This window comes from Prevotella ihumii (genome assembly GCF_900155655.1).
In the GTDB taxonomy this organism is placed as follows: domain Bacteria; phylum Bacteroidota; class Bacteroidia; order Bacteroidales; family Bacteroidaceae; genus Prevotella; species Prevotella ihumii.
In genome coordinates this window covers 50,802-69,383 of record NZ_LT706987.1, presented here as the reverse complement: position 1 = coordinate 69,383, position 18,582 = coordinate 50,802, and the positions used below count along the sequence as shown (strand labels likewise).

Annotated in this window: 18 protein-coding genes and 1 pseudogene; 4 read left to right on the top strand and 15 right to left on the bottom strand. The window is 40.4% G+C overall.

The genetic code is table 11. The annotated features are described in order from the left end of the window. The first annotated feature begins 174 nt into the window (after positions 1–174). Both CZ367_RS00310 and CZ367_RS00305 read left to right on the top strand, forming a co-directional pair. Positions 175–1,050 carry an AAA family ATPase gene (locus tag CZ367_RS00310; RefSeq protein ID WP_077195250.1) on the top strand — a complete coding sequence of 292 codons (876 nt, stop codon included), beginning with the start codon at positions 175–177 and terminating at the stop codon, positions 1,048–1,050. Continuing rightward, complete coding sequence (locus CZ367_RS00305) at positions 1,034–1,891, top strand: DUF4435 domain-containing protein (protein ID WP_077195248.1); 858 nt, start codon at positions 1,034–1,036, stop codon at positions 1,889–1,891. Before CZ367_RS00310 ends, CZ367_RS00305 begins: the two co-directional genes overlap by 17 nt. A 71-nt stretch (positions 1,892–1,962) precedes the next feature. On the opposite strand, the gene CZ367_RS00300 is transcribed toward CZ367_RS00305, so the two are convergent. Next, a complete protein-coding gene (locus CZ367_RS00300; protein WP_077195246.1) occupies positions 1,963–2,862 on the bottom strand; it encodes a diaminopimelate dehydrogenase in 900 nt (299 codons plus the stop codon). A gap of 177 nt (positions 2,863–3,039) precedes the next feature. Here CZ367_RS00300 and CZ367_RS00295 point away from each other — a divergent pair, with 177 nt between their 5' ends. After that, positions 3,040–4,206, top strand: a complete 1,167-nt coding sequence (locus tag CZ367_RS00295) for a metallophosphoesterase (protein WP_084793455.1) — start codon at positions 3,040–3,042, stop codon at positions 4,204–4,206. Here the strand turns inward: CZ367_RS00295 and CZ367_RS00290 are convergent. The 8 genes and pseudogenes from CZ367_RS00290 to CZ367_RS00250 all read right to left on the bottom strand — a co-directional run. Next, a pseudogene (locus CZ367_RS00290) lies at positions 4,203–4,547 on the bottom strand (DNA-methyltransferase); the annotation flags it as partial. The gene CZ367_RS00295 and the pseudogene CZ367_RS00290 sit on opposite strands and share 4 nt — an antisense overlap. A gap of 177 nt (positions 4,548–4,724) precedes the next feature. Next, positions 4,725–4,871, bottom strand: a complete 147-nt coding sequence (locus CZ367_RS16585) for a DpnII family type II restriction endonuclease (protein WP_144005916.1) — start codon at positions 4,869–4,871, stop codon at positions 4,725–4,727. A gap of 29 nt (positions 4,872–4,900) precedes the next feature. Further along, positions 4,901–5,830 carry a DNA adenine methylase gene (locus CZ367_RS00280; RefSeq protein WP_077195244.1) on the bottom strand — a complete coding sequence of 310 codons (930 nt, stop codon included), beginning with the start codon at positions 5,828–5,830 and terminating at the stop codon, positions 4,901–4,903. A gap of 396 nt (positions 5,831–6,226) precedes the next feature. Continuing rightward, positions 6,227–7,936, bottom strand: a complete 1,710-nt coding sequence (locus CZ367_RS00275) for an acyl-CoA dehydrogenase family protein (protein WP_077195243.1) — start codon at positions 7,934–7,936, stop codon at positions 6,227–6,229. 9 nt (positions 7,937–7,945) lie between these two features. Beyond that, on the bottom strand, positions 7,946–8,968 hold the full coding sequence (locus tag CZ367_RS00270; RefSeq protein WP_077197308.1) for an electron transfer flavoprotein subunit alpha/FixB family protein: 1,023 nt from the start codon (positions 8,966–8,968) through the stop codon (positions 7,946–7,948). 4 nt (positions 8,969–8,972) lie between these two features. Further along, a complete protein-coding gene (locus tag CZ367_RS00265; RefSeq protein WP_077195241.1) occupies positions 8,973–9,842 on the bottom strand; it encodes an electron transfer flavoprotein subunit beta/FixA family protein in 870 nt (289 codons plus the stop codon). A 1,540-nt stretch (positions 9,843–11,382) separates the two neighbouring features. After that, the gene (locus CZ367_RS00255; RefSeq protein ID WP_077195237.1) at positions 11,383–12,786 is read right to left on the bottom strand and encodes a C1 family peptidase; all 1,404 of its coding nucleotides are present in this window, start codon (positions 12,784–12,786) and stop codon (positions 11,383–11,385) included. A 51-nt stretch (positions 12,787–12,837) separates the two neighbouring features. Continuing rightward, positions 12,838–13,149, bottom strand: coding sequence for a GNAT family N-acetyltransferase (locus CZ367_RS00250; RefSeq protein WP_077195235.1), 312 nt, complete (start codon positions 13,147–13,149; stop codon positions 12,838–12,840). Positions 13,150–13,454: 305 nt separating this feature from the next. On the opposite strand from CZ367_RS00250, the gene CZ367_RS00245 reads away from it, so the two are divergent. After that, the gene (locus tag CZ367_RS00245) at positions 13,455–14,381 is read left to right on the top strand and encodes a magnesium transporter CorA family protein (protein ID WP_077195233.1); all 927 of its coding nucleotides are present in this window, start codon (positions 13,455–13,457) and stop codon (positions 14,379–14,381) included. Positions 14,382–14,599: 218 nt separating this feature from the next. On the opposite strand, the gene CZ367_RS00240 is transcribed toward CZ367_RS00245, so the two are convergent. From CZ367_RS00240 to rsmA, 6 genes are all read right to left on the bottom strand, one after another. Beyond that, entirely contained in the window at positions 14,600–15,367 is a 768-nt protein-coding gene (locus tag CZ367_RS00240) for a hypothetical protein (protein WP_077195231.1), read from the bottom strand. A gap of 102 nt (positions 15,368–15,469) precedes the next feature. Then, positions 15,470–16,414: a ribosome small subunit-dependent GTPase A gene (gene rsgA, locus CZ367_RS00235; RefSeq protein WP_077195229.1), complete on the bottom strand. Its 945-nt coding sequence runs from the start codon at positions 16,412–16,414 to the stop codon at positions 15,470–15,472. A gap of 63 nt (positions 16,415–16,477) precedes the next feature. Then, positions 16,478–17,038 carry a ribosome recycling factor gene (gene frr / locus CZ367_RS00230; RefSeq protein ID WP_077195228.1) on the bottom strand — a complete coding sequence of 187 codons (561 nt, stop codon included), beginning with the start codon at positions 17,036–17,038 and terminating at the stop codon, positions 16,478–16,480. Between the two features lie 82 nt (positions 17,039–17,120). Continuing rightward, on the bottom strand, positions 17,121–17,594 hold the full coding sequence (locus tag CZ367_RS00225; RefSeq protein WP_077195227.1) for a GAF domain-containing protein: 474 nt from the start codon (positions 17,592–17,594) through the stop codon (positions 17,121–17,123). After that, the gene (locus CZ367_RS16385) at positions 17,591–17,716 is read right to left on the bottom strand and encodes a hypothetical protein (RefSeq protein ID WP_262500710.1); all 126 of its coding nucleotides are present in this window, start codon (positions 17,714–17,716) and stop codon (positions 17,591–17,593) included. Before CZ367_RS16385 ends, CZ367_RS00225 begins: the two co-directional genes overlap by 4 nt. Before the next feature lie 20 nt (positions 17,717–17,736). Beyond that, positions 17,737–18,540 carry a 16S rRNA (adenine(1518)-N(6)/adenine(1519)-N(6))-dimethyltransferase RsmA gene (gene rsmA, locus CZ367_RS00220; RefSeq protein WP_077195226.1) on the bottom strand — a complete coding sequence of 268 codons (804 nt, stop codon included), beginning with the start codon at positions 18,538–18,540 and terminating at the stop codon, positions 17,737–17,739. Between the last annotated feature and the right edge of the window lie 42 nt (positions 18,541–18,582).

Below are 18,582 nucleotides of genomic sequence, written 5' to 3'. Positions count from 1 at the left end.
GTCCCTATTGGCTACCTCTATTTACTATTGTGTTGCAAAAGTACAAAAAAAATAGGGAATAGTGGTAACACCTTGAAATATAACGATGAAGGAGGGGGAAATTAAAAGAATATTTGTAACTTTGCTGAAATAATGCCTATAAGGCTAAAAGTTTATAACGGATAAGTATAGCGTATGAAAATTAAAAACATTAAGATAAACGGACTCTATAACAAATATGATATTACATTCGCCTTACACGAGGATGTCAATATCCTTTCGGGTATAAATGGATCGTTTAAAACTACGCTATTGCAAATTATCAATAATACGCTAAACACGATAGAAGTAAAACAATCAAGTGATTATCAGCGTGTTGAATTTTGTTTTACTAATGATTATAAGCTCTCACTTGATAAGGTGGGTGTGGGTATTTCGACTCCTTGTGAGGTTATAGACCCATCAAAATTGCCTGAAACTTTACAGAAAAAACTTCATCTTAGCCTTATCTCAACCAATGATATAAAGTTTCAGACCTCGGGCGATAAGTCGGTGCTTGATACTCAGTTGGAAAAGCTCCAAAGCGAGTATGGCTATTACCTTTCGGAATTGTCTAAACGTATGCTTGACACTGTACAGGCAGAGGGGAAAATTGACCAAGAAAAGGTGAAAGAGATATATCGTGCTAACGATATGTTTAAGTCTATCATTGGTACAGCATTCAAAGAGACGGGTAAAAGGCTGAATGCAGAAAAGAGTAAGTTGGAATTTATTTTCGATACCGATGGTTCGTCTATTTATGCTGATGGACTTTCGGCAGGCGAAAAACAATTGCTCATTATTCTACTTACAATATTGATGCAAGACGAGAAGGAACATATTGTTCTTATGGACGAGCCCGAAATATCGCTACACATTAGTTGGCAATATGAATTGTTAAATTGGATACGCCAGATTAATCCTAATGTGCAAATCATTACAACAACCCATTCGCCTATGATATTTGGCAGTGGGTGGGGCGATAAGGTTGTTTATATGGAAAATATCTTAAGCGATGCAACAGCAAAATAACTATTTGAACCAAGCTTGCTACTTTGCAAATGTGCCTATCCTCTATCCAAAGATTGTTGCTTCTGTACATTTAGAAAACGAAGACGATATTTTCTTTTGGGATACGCTTTTGCAACGTACAACGGAAGGTGAGTTTAATTACATTACACATAGTAAAAGCAAAAAGGGAAATGAAACGTCAGGCTGTGAACAATGTTTAGCTTACAAGCCTTATCTTTGTAAGAACTTTTTTATTTGTATAGATAGCGACTTGCGTTATTTGTTGCAAGAACCCGAAATAGACGCAAGTCATTTCATTGCTCAAACCTATTATTACTCGTGGGAAAACCATCTTTGCAGAGCGGAAGTATTGCAAAGAAGGCTTGATGAGAAAGGAGACTTTGGTTTTGACTTTAATGTATTTTTGACCAGTCTTTCGTCTGTCTTGTACAAACCTTTATTGTTGTTGCTACATAGTACAAAGGAAGGAAAAGCCTTGCTTACAATGCAGCAGTTCCGAGCTTGTGTACCGCAACAATGTATGAGTAACGAAATTGAAAATAATGGTGAAGTACTCATTCAGAAAATCTCATCAAACTTTTCTCCGTATCTTGATAAAGCACTTTCGTTTGATTATGAAACAGAAGAGCAACAATACACTGCATTAGGGTTAAACTCTTCTACGGCATATCTCTTTGTACGTGGTCATGCCATTTACGACTTAGTGCGTTATATCGGTACACGTATCTATAAAGTAGAGGATGGTAGTTTTTTTAAAGATATTCTCCAACAAGTGTCTCGTGATGAATACGTAGAGATGAATAAAATCTACAATGATTTAAGAACTATATTGAATGCGTAATAACACAAAAAAGGATTTTCTCCGAGATGAAGAAAATCCTTTTTCTATTTTATTTGTTTATCTTCAATAGTTTATACCAAAGAGTTGATAATCTCTTCGCGTGATGCAGGAAGATAGTCGATTACAGGGATTTCGGGCATTGTGTAACAACCTGGTGTAAGACGCATTGTAGCACGGGCGCAGTTTACGAGTACTTGAGCGGTAAGGGCAGGGTTGTTGATACTCATATTGAACTCGAAATGCTGATTTTGAGTTTTACCACTCACACCCTTGCGAACAAGGTTTACACCGTGTCCCATATCGCGCACATCGTCAACACTTGCCACTGCAAACACGTGGGTATCATCGTGAGCGAAGTAAGGGTCGGCTTTGATTTCGGCTGTAACATCTTCTATCTTTGCTCCCTCTTCCAATTCTACATACACCATACGGCGGTGAATGCTCTGACCAAGTGGAATTGTAACCGATAAAGCATTCTTAACACCCTTCTTACCACGTACACAAACAGAGTGTCCCATTGACATACCGGGTCCGAAATTGGTGTAAGTGAGTCCTTTTGGTGCAAGGCTCTCCATCAAGATACGAACTACCGAGTCTGAACCAGGGTCCCAACCAGCTGCAACAACACTCACCTTTCCTGCCTTCTTGCAATTCTCCATCTGTTTTGTACGATAGTCAAGAATGCTTGTGTGAATGTCGAACGAGTCTACTGTGTTGATGCCGAGTGCCACAATACGTTCTGCATATTCGGGACAACTGCGTGTTGGAGCTGCAAGAATAGCCACGTCTACATCTTTAAGCTTTGCTATATCGTCAACTACCTCGTAAGGCGTAAGTTCTAAAGGTTTGTCTTTGTCACCCTGACGGCGCACGATACCAGCTATTTCAAAGTCAGCTGATGCCTCAAGAGTCTCTACCGAAAAGCGTCCAATGTTGCCGTAACCTACTACGGCTGCTCTTATTTTCTTCATTCTTCTTTTTACCTTTTATTAAATTAAATACCTTTTTAGCCCACAAAAATACGATAAAAAAATGAAGAACCATCAAGGCATTAGTTTTTTTTAATCGAAAGTTGGGATATTGCACTTTAAAATTTGACTTTTTAGTATTTAATCGTTATATTTGCCATATCAAAATGCTGTACGCCTATGATACTACAAATTCTTCTTTTCGTATTCCTACTCCTCGTTCCCGATATTTACCTCTGGACAGCGTATATTCAACCTTTACATTCGTGGGTGTTCAATGTGTTGTGGTTTTTGCCTACTATCTTTTCGCTTACAGCCTTCTTTATGGCACGTAAGGGAGTGTATCATAATGCTTTCTTGCGCATTTTGTTCTCTTTGGTCTTGCTGATGGCATTGCCCAAACTTGTCTTTACGCTGCTTCAGTTTGTGCTTTCTGTCAGTCTGTCTTTAGCTTTGGTGGGTCTTCTTGTGGCTTTTCTGCTCTATGGTTTTTTCTTTGGTTGGCGTAGAATAGTTGTGCGAACTGCTACTTGTGAGTCTGCTTTGCTTCCAAAATCTTTCGATGGTTATCGCATATTGCAGTTTTCCGACCTGCACGTGGGTACTTTCTTGCGTAATCCTAAGTTTGTGGAAAAGGTAGTGCAAACTATTAATAAACAACAGGTTGACCTTGTGGTCTTTACAGGCGATCTTGTGAATATACACGCTGAAGAAGTGCGGCCTTTTATGCGAAGTCTGAGTTCCATAACTGCTCCCGATGGCATATATAGCGTGATGGGCAATCACGATTATTGTGAATATGGAATGGAGGCAACACGTGAAAAAGCAGCAGAAAAAGGTAGCAATGCAGAGACTACGGCTCAACGCCATCAACGCATTTTAGCGTATTTGGAAGGTAAAATGGGGTGGCGAATGTTGATGAATGAGCACGTTAATATTGTGCGGTTGCGCAATGAAAATGGCGTAAACAAAAGCGAATCCATCTCGCTTATTGGTGTCGAAAACATAGGCAAACCACCTTTTAAGAGCTTTGGCAGTTTGTCCAAGGCGATGGAAGGATTGGTTGATGGCACATTCAAAGTATTGTTGAGCCACGATCCCACCCATTGGCGCAGCGGAGTACTCCATAAAACTGATATAGCACTTACCCTTTCAGGCCATACCCACGCAGGTCAAGTGAAGATAGGACGCTTCTCCCCCTCACGCTGGGCATACAACGAATGGGGTGGGAAATACACCGAAGGCAATAGTATGCTCTATGTTTCGTTAGGCATTGGCGGCACTATGCCTTTCCGTTTAGGAGCTTGGCCAGAGGTAAATGTTATTGAATTGAGAAGAAAGGACTAAGGATTATTCAGTGTTTTCAGAATTTTCTCTTTATAGGCTATGGCTGTTTCAGTGTTTTCGATTTCCATTTTACGTGCTTTAGATATTTCTAAAAATTCAACTTCTTGCTCAATGCCTAAATATCTACGCCCAAATAAGTTTGCAGCAATCCCTGTTGTACTACTTCCTGCAAATGGGTCAAGCACCCAATCACCTTCTTTTGTAGAAGCTAATATTATTCTTGTTAATAAAGAAAGTGGTTTTTGGGTTGGATGCTTTTGACACGACTTTTCCCACCGTGCAATTGCAGGGAGATGCCAAACATCGGTCATCTGTTTACCACTATTCATTTCTTTCATTAAACCCAAATCGATCATTAGCCCGCAAAGACTTTTTAAAGCGTTTAGATGTTATGCTTTTCTTCGTCTTTGCACCTTATTTTGGCACTTTTCGTTTGTTTTTTCAGCTGTTTAGCGCGCTAAACGTCTTCAAAAACAACCAAAAATAGTTCAAAATAAGCTCGCAAATCTCGAAGAAGTCTAACGACCGATTTGGGTTAAATGTATTTCTATTGCTTGTATATTTGAATAACATTTATGGAAATTGGTATAAAAGTCTAAGCTTATAGTTGTCTCTTTTAATTGAGACATAAACAATTCAAAATCTTTTTCTGTACGAGTTACCATAATTTCTAAGTTTTAGAATGAAAATATTATTATTTATCAAACAAGTTTCTATAAGCCGTCTGTTTAACATTCGAGATCATTAGTTCGGAGAGTTTTCCTCGCTTTTCGGCATTGGAATTTACCATACGGGAAGCCCATACACGGTGAATAGTGTAATCGGAATAGAGGTTGTCAAAGAAATCGTTTTCAGGGTTGTGGCTTTTCACATCAGAATTGCTGAGAATAAACTCACTGCCCTTTGCTGCCACATATTGACAAAATTCTTTTAAGCGAATCTGTTCTGTGTCATCAAAGTTCTCTTTCACATAATTATTAAATGATGAAGTACTACTTAAAGGTTTGTAAGGAGGGTCAAAATAGTAGAATGTATTCTCACCTGCAAAAGCTGCTGTGGAAGCAAAATCTCCATTCAAAATTTCTACTTTCTGTAACAGTTCAGCATCAGCCATTATGGTATCTTCATTGCAAATCATAGGTTTAGCATATTTGCCGTGAGGAACATTGAACAAACCCTTTAAGTTTTCACGATACAACCCATTGAAACAAGTACGATTTAAGAAAACAAACAGCGCAGCTTGCTCCATTGCATTGATTTCATTGCTATTAAATAGTTGACGTTTGGCTAAAAACATAGCCTTTCTGTGTTCTGCATCTAACGGCAGATACTCATTTTCAAGTGTTTGTAAAAGCGAGATAAGTTCTGTTGGACTTTCTTTTACTGCACGATAAACATTGATGAGTTTGGGATTTATATCATTGATTACAGCGTGTGAAATGTTAGGAAAGGTGCGCAACATCCAAAACAAGACAGACCCTCCACCTACAAATGGTTCAACGTAAGTGATGTTACGATGTGCAAAATCTTTAGGCAAATACTTTTCTATATCGCCCAATAGCTGTGTTTTACCCCCAACCCACTTCACAAAAGGTTTTGCCTCCGTGTGTTTTGTCTTTACCATTTGTTTCCTTTCTACTTATTTTCTTTATGACTATTTCCGAAAGTTATACTTTTGCTGCTATATCTTTACCTCAAATCGGTCGTTAGACTTCTTCGAGATTTGCGAGCTTATTTTGAGCTATTTTTGGTTGTTTTTGAAGACGTTTAGCGAGCTAAACAACTGAAAAAACAAACGAAAAGAGCCAAAATAAGGTGCAAAGACGAAGAAAAGCATAACATCTAAACGCTTTAAAAAGCCTTTGCGGGCTAATGGCCGATTTGGGTTTACTGCTTGTCATTTGCAAAAGTAATCAATTCTTTCTACATAATTGAGAGTAGAGAGGATAAAATATAAAAACTCACCGCTGTTAAGGGAGAGTCCTTAACAGTGGTGAGTTTATTTTTATAGAATTAGTTGTTACTCTGCCTTAAAGTGTTCCAAATCTTCAGCTTCGAAGGCTTTGATGTAAGCAGCTGCACCAGCTACTTCCTCTTCGGTCATACGTACAAATACATGAGCAGACTTCTTAAAGAGCTCAGGTGCTTTGCTGGCATCTTGAATGAGGAGGAGCGACTCAATGATGCTGGCTGTCATATTGTACAAACGGCGAGCAAGGAAGTCTTGAACGTCCTGACATTCGTTGGCTTTGATTTTCTCCAAACATTCTTCGTAGAGGTCGATGAGTTTTGCAACACGAGTCTTTAGTGCGCCCATACATTCGCAAACGTTTTCTTCGAGCATTTCACGCATAATGTTGAGATAGGTGCCATTGGTGATATAACGCACCGCTGCTACAACCTGCAATTGTGTTGTACCTTCATAGATAGAGAAGATGCGTGCATCACGATACAATCTTTGACACTTGTATTCCATAATAAAGCCCGAACCTCCGTGAATAGAAATAGAGTCGTAAGCATTTTGGTTAGCGTACTCAGAGTTGATACCCTTTGCGATTGGCGTAAAGGCATCAGCAAGGCGAGTGTACTTTTTCATCTCTTGGCGTTCCTCTGCTGTGAGCTTTTGGTCGCGTGAGATGTCTTCCAATGCCTTGTAAATATCTACATAGCGTGCTGTTTGATAAAGCAACGAACGACCTGCATCCAACTTCGCTTTCATTCTTGACAACATATCGTAAACAGCTGGGAAGGTGATAATCTTCTTGCCAAACTGCGCACGTTGTTGTGCATAGTTCAAACCTTCCATATAAGCCTCACGAGATACGCCCACACTCTGTGCAGCAATGCCAAGACGTGCGCCATTCATCAATGCCATCACATATTTAATAAGACCCATACGAGTGTTACCACACAATTCTGCTTTGGCATTCTTGTACACCAATTCGCAAGTTGGTGAACCGTGGATACCCAATTTGTGTTCAATGTGACGTACATCTACACCACCATCACGCTTGTCGTAGATAAACATAGAGAGTCCACGACCATCGTGTGTGCCTTCTTCAGAGCGAGCCAAAACAAGGTGAAGGTCAGAGTCGCCATTGGTAATGAAACGCTTTACACCGTTCAGACGCCAACAATTCTCTTTCTCATCAAAGGTTGCTTTGAGCATTACACGCTGAAGATCGGAACCAGCATCAGGCTCTGTCAAGTCCATCGACATCGTTTCGCCATTGCAAATGCGTGGAATATACTTTGCACGTTGCTCATCGTTACCAAATTCGTAGAGGGTATCGATGCACGACTGCAAAGACCAAATGTTTTGGAAACCACCATCAGCAGACGAAATCATCTCTGAAAGCATTGAGAATACCACGTTAGGAAGGTTCAAACCACCATATTGGCGTGGCATACTAACGCCCCAAAGTCCAGCCTTGCGCGTAGCATCAAGGTTCTCGTAAGTCTTACTTGCATAGTGCATACGGCTGTCAATGAGGTGAGGACCTTCAAGGTCTACCGCTTCCGAATTAGGTTCTATCACGTTGGCTGCAATCTCGCCCGTAATGTCTAATATCTTTTTATAGTTTTCGATAGCATCCTCATAATTTACAGGAGCATCTTCAAATTTGTCTTTATCAGCATAGTTGCGCTCTTTTAGCTCAACAATGCGCTTCATCAGAGGATGGTCTAAGTGGAACGCTATCTCTGGTTGGTCTGTATAGTAATTTGCCATTTTGTTTCTTTATTTACTATTTTGCTTGTAATATTTTATCAACTTTGGAACTACCTCGCCCACTGTACCATTGATAACATAGTCGGCTATCTGATTGATTGGCGCATCGGGGTCGTTGTTGATTGAAATGATAATACCTGCATCTTGCATACCTGCAATGTGCTGAATTTGACCAGAGATACCGCAAGCGATATACACTTTAGGGTGAACCGTAACACCTGTCTGACCCACCTGACGGTCGTTCTCCACCCAACCTGCATCTACGGCAGCACGTGAAGCACCAACTTCGGCGTGTAGCTCCTTAGCCAATTGGAACAAGAGGTCGAAATTCTCCTTAGAACCTACACCATATCCACCAGCAACAACGATAGCTGCACCCTTCAGATTGTTCTTAGCAGCTTCCACGTGACGGTCGATAACCTTCACAGCGTACGACATTTCAGAAACATACTTTCCTACTTCTGGATATACCACCTCGCCTTTGGCCTTACCATCATAAATGGCTTTCTGCATTACACCAGAGCGTACAGTAGCCATCTGTGGACGATGGTCAGGGTTGACAATGGTTGCAACAATGTTTCCACCGAATGCTGGACGAATTTGGTACAAGATATTATCGTACTTCTTGCCAGCTTTCTTGTCTTCATAGTCGCCAATTTCAAGTTGAGTACAGTCGGCTGTAAGACCTGAAGTAAGCGATGAAGACACACGAGGGCCAAGGTCGCGACCTATAACAGTTGCGCCCATCAGTGCTATTTGTGGGTCTTCCTCCTTGAAGAGGTTCACCATAATATCGGTATGAGGTGCAGAGGTGTAAGGGAACAAGCCTTCACCATCGAATACAAAGAGCTTGTCTACGCCATAAGGTAAAATTTGGTCTTCCACCTTACCCTTTATGTCTGTACCGGCAACGACAGCGTGGAGTTCTACACCCAATTGGTTGGCGAGCTTACGACCCTTGGTCAACAGCTCTTGAGATACTTCCTGAACGGTAGTTCTTTCTATTTCGCAATATACAAATACGTTCTTCATAGCCTTATCCAATAATCTTCTCGTCCAACAATTCTTTGATTAATCCATCTACATCGGCATCAGAGTCTGTAATGGTTTTGGTTTCTTTCGCTTGGAACACAATGTTCTGAACCGCCTTCACCTTGGTAGGCGAACCTGAAAGACCGCATTGTGCCTCATCGCCATCTACATCGGCTACCGACCATTGGTTTAAGGTGAGGTAAGGGCGGCTTTCGTAAAGCTCTTTCCAAGGTTCTTTGCCCGTACGCTCCATAGGGCAGGTAGCATACTTATACTTCATTGTAAGTTTAGCATTGCAAGGACGTACAGGAGCTGCCGAACCATTCACCGTAATTACTACTGGCAACGGAGCGACAACAGTTTCTACACCTCCATCTATTTGGCGACGAATGGTAGCTTTACCATCTTCCACCTTGATTACTTCCTCTGCGTATGTTACTTGGTTCAAGCCCAATTTCTGTGCCACCTGTGGACCTACCTGTGCCGTATCGCCATCAATAGCCTGACGACCACCGAGAACGATGTCTACATCGCCTATCTTCTTGATAGCAGTAGCCAAAGCATACGAGGTAGCCAAGCTGTCAGCACCTGCAAACTTGCGGTCGGTGAGCAACCAGCCTGTATCTGCTCCACGATAAAGACCTTGACGTATAATTTCTCCTGCACGTGGAGGACCCATTGTGAGGATACCAACAGTAGAACCAGGGTTCTGCTCTTTCAATCGCAATGCCTGTTCAAGCGCATTTAAATCTTCAGGGTTAAAGATAGCAGGCAGTGCAGCACGATTTACAGTGCCCTCTGCTGTCATTGCATCTTTTCCTACGTTTCGTGTGTCTGGTACTTGTTTTGCAAGTACTACAATTTTCAAACTCATATAATAGTGTGTTGTTAGAATCTTTGTTTTTTAGATTTTAGATAACAAAAGTACGTTATTTTTATAAATCACGCAAATATAATGCACAAAAACCGTGTTTGCGTGCACAAATAAGCCCTTTTGCGCAATAAATATGCACTTATTATATTCATTTAGAACTGAAAATAAGTTGGCTATTGGCATAAAAAATCCCCATCACAAGAATCACTCTTCCGATGGGGTCACAAGTATATATAGACTGAAGTATTCATTCTTTTTTAAAACGAGGAGAGCTGTTAGATTTGGTTTAACACCTTATCATATATATCAATCATAACTCCAAATGTTTATTCAAGCACATTTACGCCTTGTTGTTTCTCATCGAAACTTTGCTGTAACGGCTCTCCTCGTGAAACCTTCGATTATTATCAATAAGTATTACACACTCTCTAAATTTGTGTTCTGCTATTCCTTTTCTTTGTTTTATCCATTTACCCTCAATGGAACCTATTTGTATGATCACTTTTTAATGTCATTTTAGTTTTATGGGTTATGGTATAAAAGTTTTGCTTTTTAAAAGTGTTGCGCCCCCCATTTCAAACAACGGAGAGCCACAACTTATTCATCACATAGTTATAAAAAACTCATCTGTAGATAAAGTTATATTCTTTACTCAATTTTGTAGGCGTATAAGTTTAATTCTCATCTTCACTTACAAAAACACGGAAAAACCGAAAAACCCCTATGCCTATTTTCTGTTTAACATATATTTGTATTTTAAATATGTCTATTATTGATTTTAATATGTTGATAATCAGTTTGTTAAATTGAAAAATATTTTTCTTCAATTATATCATTTTTTATATAGGGGTATTGGATTTGGGGAATAAAAAACTAAGTATTTCCTTCAAAAAACAATGGTTAACGGCGAAAAGGAGGGAACTTCTTTTTCTGTATTTTACCCGAAAAGAACAATTTATCCCAAGTCGCTCGTTAGACTTCTTCGAGATTTGCGAGCTTATTTTGAGCTATTTTTGGTTGTTTTTGAAGACGTTTAGCGAGCTAAACAACTGAAAAAACAAACGAAAAGAGCCAAAATAAGGTGCAAAGACGAAGAAAAGCATAACATCTAAACGCTTTAAAAAGCCTTTGCGGGCTAATGCCCGATCTGGGTTAAACAGAGATGTGTATAAAGAGTACCCTTTATATATAATAAGGTGGTGATGAGGCTACAGGTCTTTCGGAATTTATTGTTCTATTTTTCCTCTTATTATCTTTTGAAAATAATACATCTATCTTTTAATTCCCAAACATATATGTTTGACAAGGTGAAACATATATGTTTTGCCCACCAAAACATATATGTATTGGATGGTAAAACATATATGTTTGGGAACGTGTTTGTATCTCTTTTATAGTCAGGTAGTTACGATGCGGTTGTTGGGCGTTTGTCCTTTGTTTCTTATTGTTCTGTTTTTCCTTTCACGCCTTTGCACTATACTGCAAAAAAAATCCCCCGCCAAAACTTTGGCAGGGGATAGTTGTATCATCGTAATGCGGATTACTTATCTGCGTCGAACAATGGGTCGTCTGGCATAAGCATAACAGGCTTGGTCTTTTCAGCCTTGAGAATTTTTTCAGAAGCATACTTCTTGTCTACTACGAGACGGAAAGAATACTCGTTGAACCAGTCGTTTGTCATAATCAAACAACCGTTGTGACCATTTGTAGGACCCCAGCTGTTTTCCACCTTCCACTTCTTAGGTTGACCATTCTCGTCAAGGTCGACAGCTGTCAATGTCATAGCGTGTGTAGAACCACTATCGAATGTAGAGATGCGCTCAGCCTTTGTCATTGGGAAAGTTGTACCATAGAGGGTTGCATAGTCATAGTTGTCGAGTGCGAGGTAGCCACGCTTGCTGTCCAACTGCTTGCCCACATCGTAGCTTGAGTACATCTTTGTAGAGTCTTTCAATGAAGCGATAGCGAGCTTAGCTATTTCGTCCATAGGGAGGTTGATGTACTTCCAGTTCTGCCCATCGTAGGTGTGGCGGTTGTATTCTACCTCGTAAGTTTTGTAATACTCGTGGCGTGGGTCGTTCATCACCATAAGGAATGAACCTGCGAGCTTACCACCCATCACTTCGTCACGGAACGACTGTGGCGTATAAGTCTTAGGTTTGCCTATCTGTTTCCCATTCTTGTCTTTGAAAGCATATTGGAAAGTCTTTACAGGTTCGCCCAATGAAAGCACGAGAATGTTGTAGATTTCGCCCAACATTTCGGTTTTGCGGTTCTTGATAGCGTTAGCTGAAGTCTTGCTTTGGCACATATTTCTCAATTCCAAACCAAATTGGCGGAGCTTTGACGAAATGATTTTAGCCATACGAGATGTGTTCTCAGCTGAATAAGTTTCAGGCTGCACCTCCATAGGTACAAGTCCGTACTTGTCTACCAAGTCAGCCACACCGCAGAATGTACCGCCATCGCTAATTGGGTTCCTAAAGAAATACTGTACGATAGGGTCTTTGAAAGGCTTGTTAGCATTGTCGATAGTGCCTTGAAGCATCAAGTTGGCCTTCTCCAACTGGTCGTGGAAGCTAAGGTAAACGTGTGAAAATTCTACACGAAGGCTATCTTTGTGCTTGCGTGCAAAGTTAGCGCGCAACACGTTCATACCTGTGAACAACCAGCAACGACCAGAGCTGTGCTGGTTGTGAATGTTCTGCTTAGGAGTTTCTACACTAAAGTTGGTGTCGAAAGCTCCAGAGTTGCGGAAGTTCTTTGCCAAGTTGTCAATAGAGTTCATTGCGATAGCATTTGCCAATGCACGATTTGCAGCTGATGAATGACCAGCTGTAATCTTCTGCATCATTTGGTTGTCGATGCCACCACCCTTAGTTTGCGCCTGCATAGCAAGCGAAAGGCTCACAAGACCACAAACCAAAAACGTTTTTTTGTTCATAGATTTTTTGTTCTTATTTATTAATTAGTTATTAAATTTTTTATTCTTAGGTTATAAAACACTCGATAGCCCTACATCTATTTTCTCATCTAAAAGATGGGCAAACTCGGTGTGCTTCATCAAGAAGTTGTAGGCATATTTGCAATTGGGTCTTATTTTCATTCCCTGTTTCTCTGCATATTTTATAGCAGCCAACGTAAGGTTCATCGCTATGCCTCTGCCTTCGTGTCCTTTAAATGTATAGGTATGGGTTATGATAGCAACCTTTTGGGCTATCAAAAAGTTGAGCTCGCCTACCTGTATACCATTTTCTATTGCTTTAATGGTAGCTTTGTTACCGTATATTGCTAACTTTGTTTCCATAAACTTAATAGTGCAAAGATAATACTTTTCTTACATAATGCTTTATTTTTGCCTAAAAAAAGCACATATACACCACCTTTTCCTTACTCTTTTGCAGTTCATATCTTCTCCATTTTGCTATTTATCTACAAAAACTACATACAATGTTTGCGCTTGTAGATAATTTTATGTACTTTTGCAGCCGTAAACCAATTTTTAAAAAATCAATGGACGATTACCTTTCGAATAGTTTAAAATTTTAAACGTGAGGATTGTAACTTGACAAGTTGCTAATCCCCACCTAACTAAACTTTGGAGATTAGCAAATGAAAACATATTGGAACATTAGCGGAAAACTAAGTGCCATTAAGGAATGGCAACCTAATTGTTGGATACAAGTAACTTGTCCAACAGAACAAGAACAGCAAGAATTAGAAGAAAGATTTAATATCCCCGACTATTTTATGTCGGATATTTCCGATACCGATGAGCGTGCTCGTTACGAGTATGACGATGGTTGGATGCTTATTATCTTGCGTATTCCTTATGTAAAGGAAATTCGCTCGCGCACACCTTATACCACTGTGCCGCTTGGTATCATTCACAAACGTGACGTAACGATTACGGTTTGCAACTTTGAAACCAATATGATGCTCGACTTTGTGTCGTATCAGCAGAAGCGTGGTGAGGGATTTACCGACTATGTGGATATGATTTTCCGCCTCTTCCTTTGTTCTGCTGTGTGGTATCTGAAGCGTTTGAAGCAGATAAGCACACTTATTGATAAAGCAAAACGCAACCTTGATCAAGAGGTGAACAATGAAAGCCTTATCGGCCTCAGTCGTTTGCAAGACTCGCTTACCTACTTCATAACTTCTATTCGTGGTAATGAGAACCTCTTGGCTAAGCTTAAATTCAAGCTACAAGTGGACGAATTGGACGCCGACCTTATTGAAGACGTTAATATTGAGATGAGTCAGGCACGCGAAACAACGAGCATTTACTCGGACATCTTAGAGTCGACGATGGACACCTATTCAAGCATCATCAATAACAATATGAACACCGTTATGCGTACCCTTACCTCAGTATCTATTATAATGATGTTTCCGACGCTCATCTCCTCGCTCTTTGGTATGAACCTTATCAACGGAATGGAGCGTAGCCGTTGGGGCTTTGGCATCGCACTTGTTATCTCTGTTGTGGTCTCGGGCGTAACTTGGTGGATATTAAGACATAAGCGGCTAATTTAAGGCTTTAGTAGCAACTACTCTTTATACAACTCTGTTTAACGAAAATATTGCTAAAAGGAAGCTTCTTTTGAAACCGATTTTAATGTGCGCAAGGGGCGTGTAGGGGCTCGATTTATCGAGCCCCTACGTTACCCCCCCCCATAAGTATTTGGGTTTAATACAATTGATTGATAGCATAAAGGTGTTTTCACAAGCGTGCAATGTCCTTATGGTTTTCCTCAAAAAAGAAGTTTATACTCCTCACCTGCTATCATTTTGCGAAATATAGTTCGCAAGTGAGCGTATGCAGCACCTTCCATCAAATCATAAAGCGCGTCAATGTGTATTCTAAAAGCGTGTTTCCCTCTACAGGTCCAAAAGTTAGGGTAATGTTGTTCTGTACATATATCAATAAGGTCGGTACAGATTTCAAGAGCGTTGTAGCCATCCTTGTTTTGCTGAGCTTCTGAAAAATTATATTGAGCGGTAATCCACACGTTTGGATTAGTTCCCTTCTCTATTTGTTCTCTTAAAACCTTTGTGTTATAGGTCATTGTAGCTTGGCATAACAAGACTTCATCATAGTTATACCCTTGGACAAGCAAATCGTCAGTTGTTCCTCCAAATGGTATTTCAAGATGTGACTCGTCAAAATGCCCACATTCATCTTCATATAGCGAAAAGTCTATATCCTCATCAGCAGGAAACCCAAATTCTGTTTTCCAAAAATCTATTAACCGATATGCCTCTTCTGTGCAGTTATCTATTATATCTTTATAGTATGAGGGTGGTAGATTTAAATTTTCAAGGAATATTAAATGGAGTTTAGCTAATTTATAAAGGGGTAATTTATTTTTAAACTCGCCCACATCATCTAAAATACTTCTATCAAATTCGCCCCTTCGTGCAACAGATATAACTTTATCTGCATAGTTGGTCAATGCATAACAAACCAACCGTTGGGTTTGTGTTATTCGTCTTTCTTGTTCTTCACTAAAAGGAAACATATACAAAAGAATTGAGCTTAGTATTTTGAAATAGTGGGTTCTAAAATGAGAATAAAGAAGTTTCTAATTTCTATGTTTGTATTTTATATTCAAATACGCACATTAGAAAGCCTCACGATACTTGTTTTCGTCTTTGTCGTCAAGCATTGATAGATAGCTATGGTAGCGACTTTCGGAAATGAAATGCTCTTCTACGGCTTGGCGGACAGCACACCCTGGTTCGTGAGTGTGGGTGCAATTGGAGAAACGACATTGCTCGGAGAATTTGAATATCTCACGAAAATAGCTTGTCAATTCCTCACGGTCAATATCAAACGTTCCAAATCCTTTAATTCCAGGAGTATCAATGAGGTAGCCACCCGATGGCAATTCGAGCATTTCGCTGAATGTTGTGGTGTGCATACCTGTTTTGTGTGTATCTGAAATCTCAGCTGTTCGGAGATTGGCGTGTGGTAGTAATCCATTAATAATGGTAGATTTGCCCACGCCGCTATTACCGCTCATCAGTGTAACCTTGCCTGCAAGGAGGGGTTTAAGGCGTTCGAGACTTTTTTCTGTTGACGCATCAGCTGTCGCCTGTACCTCTATACAATCGTAACCTATGGTGCGATAAAGGTTCATCACTGCCTCTTGGTAGTGGCGTTCATCGTCTGAAAGCAAGTCATACTTATTGAAAACCAACGTTACAGGCACTCGATAAGCCTCAGCACCTGCAAGAAAACGGTCGATAAAAGTAAGCGAAGTTTCTGGATAGTTTATCGTTACTATCAAAAAGGCTTGGTCAAGGTTTGCTGCAATGATATGGCTCTGCTTAGAAAGATTAGGCGATTTGCGCACAATGTAGTTTTTTCGGTCTTCTATTTCAGAAATAAAAGCCGTTCCCTCTTGATTGATAATGAGTTGCACATAGTCGCCTACCGCCACAGGGTTAGTAGAGCGAATTCCTTTAAGTCTGAAATTGCCCTTTATTTTGCTTTCCACGATGCGCCCATCATCGGTCTTCACCGTGTACCAACTACCTGTATTCTTTATTACTAAGCCTCGCATAAATAGAAAAAGAAAAGTCTTCTTCAAGTTGCAAGCGCAAGTTGAAGAAGACTTTTTATGGTTTTATACTGTCATTATTTCCTTCTCTTTCTCAGCGAGAAGTGCATCAATGCGCTTGATAAACTTGTCGTGAATTTTCTGCAAGTCCTCTTCTGCGTCCTTTTCCAAGTCTTCAGAAAGTCCGTCTTTGATAGCTTTCTTCAACTTATCCTTAATGTCAGCACGTGCATTACGAACTTCTACCTTTGTGCGTTCACCTATCTTGTTGCTTTGCTTCACCAAGTCCTTGCGACGCTCTTCGGTTGGTTGTGGCAAACTAAGACGAATGATTTCGCCATTGTTGTCAGGTGTTACACCCACATCAGAGTCCATAATAGCTTTTTCAATATCACGTATAGCCTTTTTGTCCCAAGGCTTAATAGCAATAGTGCGTGGGTCGGGAACAGTAACAGATGCCACTTGGTTCAAAGGAACCATCGAACCATACGAACTCACACGTACGCCATCAAGAATAGCTACGTTAGCACGACCCGCACGAATACGCTGCAATTGCTCGTCAAGAAACATTGCAGCCATCTCCATACGTTCTTCGGCTTCACCTAAAGTTGCTTTAACGTCTATCATAATTATTTGTTGTAATGTTATTTTGTAATGTACAAATTTATAGAATTTCGCTTAATTATACAAAGAATACAGCGTTTTTCTGTTAGTCGGCATAAATTTCTGCCGTCAAGAGCTGCATTGCACGTTCCAAATAATGCGCATCTGTATCATCGAAAGCATCAAGTGCTGTGCTGTCAATATCGAGTACACCGATGCCATCGCCCTGTTTGTTATAGATAGGCACAACGATTTCAGAACGTGAAAGCGAACTGCAAGCAATGTGTCCAGGGAACGCTTCCACGTCAGGAACGACCAATGTTTTGCGTTCGGCAAACGATGTGCCGCACACGCCTTTACCTACAGGAATATTAAAGCACGCTATTGTACCTTGAAAAGGACCGAGCTTGAGCTTTCCATCAGGTGCTAAAAGATAGAAACCTGTCCAAAAGAAGCTGTCAAACTCGTGATGGAGCAAGGCTGCAACATTGGCAAGTACACCCACTTTGTTGTCTTTTTCGCCTGCAATGAGGCTTTCTATTTGTTTTAATATCAGTTCGTATTTCTCTTTTTTGTTCATAGTTTGGGGTTGTTTGGAGGATTTTGGGGTTTGTCAGACTGGTCGGACAAGTCGGATTGGTCGGACAAGTCGGACTGGTCGGACTGGTCGGACGGGTCGGATAAGACAGATAGGTCAGGCAAGGCTGATTTTTCTATGTTTATTAGGCGTGATTTTGAAGTTTCAGCTCTTCTTCTACCATATTTGTAAGCTCCACAAACTGTGGAATACTAAGCTGCTCAGGGCGTTTGGTCATTATTTCTTGCTCGTAAAAACCTTCACGAGGCTTTGCAGAGAACATCTGCTTCAAACTTACACGCAACATCTTTCTACGTTGATTGAACACAGTCTTAACCAAACGTTTGAACAAGCGTTCGTCACAACCCAACTGTGTTACATCGTTGCGCATCATACGAATAACCGCACTCTTCACCTTTGGGGGAGGATTGAACACGTTTTCATCAACAGTGAACAAGTACTCCACATCGTACCACGCCTGAATAAGCACCGACAAGATGCCATAACTTTTGTTCCCGGGTACAGCTGCCATACGTTGTGCCACTTCGCGTTGTATCATTCCCGTGCAACAAGGTATCAAATCCTTATAATCGAGCATCTTAAAGAAAATTTGCGATGAAATATCATAGGGGTAATTGCCCGTAAGCACAAACTGTTTGCCCCCGAAAACATCGTTCAAATCCATACGAAGAAAGTCCTCTCCCAAGATGTTTTGCTGCAAAGAAGGAAACTTCTCATAAAGAAAAGCTACACTTTCCGCGTCTATCTCCACAGCCTTTACTTCACGAGATTTCTCCACTAAATATTGTGTCAGCACACCCATACCCGGTCCAATCTCAAGTACGGGAATTTCAGGATATGCGTCCACAGTGTCGGCAATGCGCTTTGCTATGTTCAAATCGGTAAGAAAGTGCTGTCCGAGATTCTTTTTGGGTTTGACTAATTTCATAATTTATCTTTATTTGGCTACAAAGATATGAATTAAATTTTG

Bases quoted from the DNA above. Each gene is read 5' to 3' on its own strand.
- CZ367_RS00225 (WP_077195227.1), bottom strand. From the start codon at position 17,594: ATGAACAAAAAAGAGAAATACGAACTGATATTAAAACAAATAGAAAGC.
- rsgA (WP_077195229.1), bottom strand. From the start codon at position 16,414: ATGCGAGGCTTAGTAATAAAGAATACAGGTAGTTGGTACACGGTGAAG.
- CZ367_RS00250 (WP_077195235.1), bottom strand. From the start codon at position 13,149: ATGGAAACAAAGTTAGCAATATACGGTAACAAAGCTACCATTAAAGCA.
- CZ367_RS00310 (WP_077195250.1), top strand. From the start codon at position 175: ATGAAAATTAAAAACATTAAGATAAACGGACTCTATAACAAATATGAT.
- CZ367_RS00255 (WP_077195237.1), bottom strand. From the start codon at position 12,786: ATGAACAAAAAAACGTTTTTGGTTTGTGGTCTTGTGAGCCTTTCGCTT.
- CZ367_RS00275 (WP_077195243.1), bottom strand. From the start codon at position 7,936: ATGGCAAATTACTATACAGACCAACCAGAGATAGCGTTCCACTTAGAC.
- CZ367_RS00240 (WP_077195231.1), bottom strand. From the start codon at position 15,367: ATGTTTCCTTTTAGTGAAGAACAAGAAAGACGAATAACACAAACCCAA.
- CZ367_RS00300 (WP_077195246.1), bottom strand. From the start codon at position 2,862: ATGAAGAAAATAAGAGCAGCCGTAGTAGGTTACGGCAACATTGGACGC.
- rsmA (WP_077195226.1), bottom strand. From the start codon at position 18,540: ATGAAATTAGTCAAACCCAAAAAGAATCTCGGACAGCACTTTCTTACC.
- CZ367_RS00280 (WP_077195244.1), bottom strand. From the start codon at position 5,830: ATGGTAAAGACAAAACACACGGAGGCAAAACCTTTTGTGAAGTGGGTT.
- CZ367_RS00295 (WP_084793455.1), top strand. From the start codon at position 3,040: ATGATACTACAAATTCTTCTTTTCGTATTCCTACTCCTCGTTCCCGAT.
- CZ367_RS16585 (WP_144005916.1), bottom strand. From the start codon at position 4,871: ATGGTAACTCGTACAGAAAAAGATTTTGAATTGTTTATGTCTCAATTA.
- CZ367_RS00305 (WP_077195248.1), top strand. From the start codon at position 1,034: ATGCAACAGCAAAATAACTATTTGAACCAAGCTTGCTACTTTGCAAAT.
- CZ367_RS00265 (WP_077195241.1), bottom strand. From the start codon at position 9,842: ATGAGTTTGAAAATTGTAGTACTTGCAAAACAAGTACCAGACACACGA.
- CZ367_RS00245 (WP_077195233.1), top strand. From the start codon at position 13,455: ATGAAAACATATTGGAACATTAGCGGAAAACTAAGTGCCATTAAGGAA.
- frr (WP_077195228.1), bottom strand. From the start codon at position 17,038: ATGATAGACGTTAAAGCAACTTTAGGTGAAGCCGAAGAACGTATGGAG.
- CZ367_RS00270 (WP_077197308.1), bottom strand. From the start codon at position 8,968: ATGAAGAACGTATTTGTATATTGCGAAATAGAAAGAACTACCGTTCAG.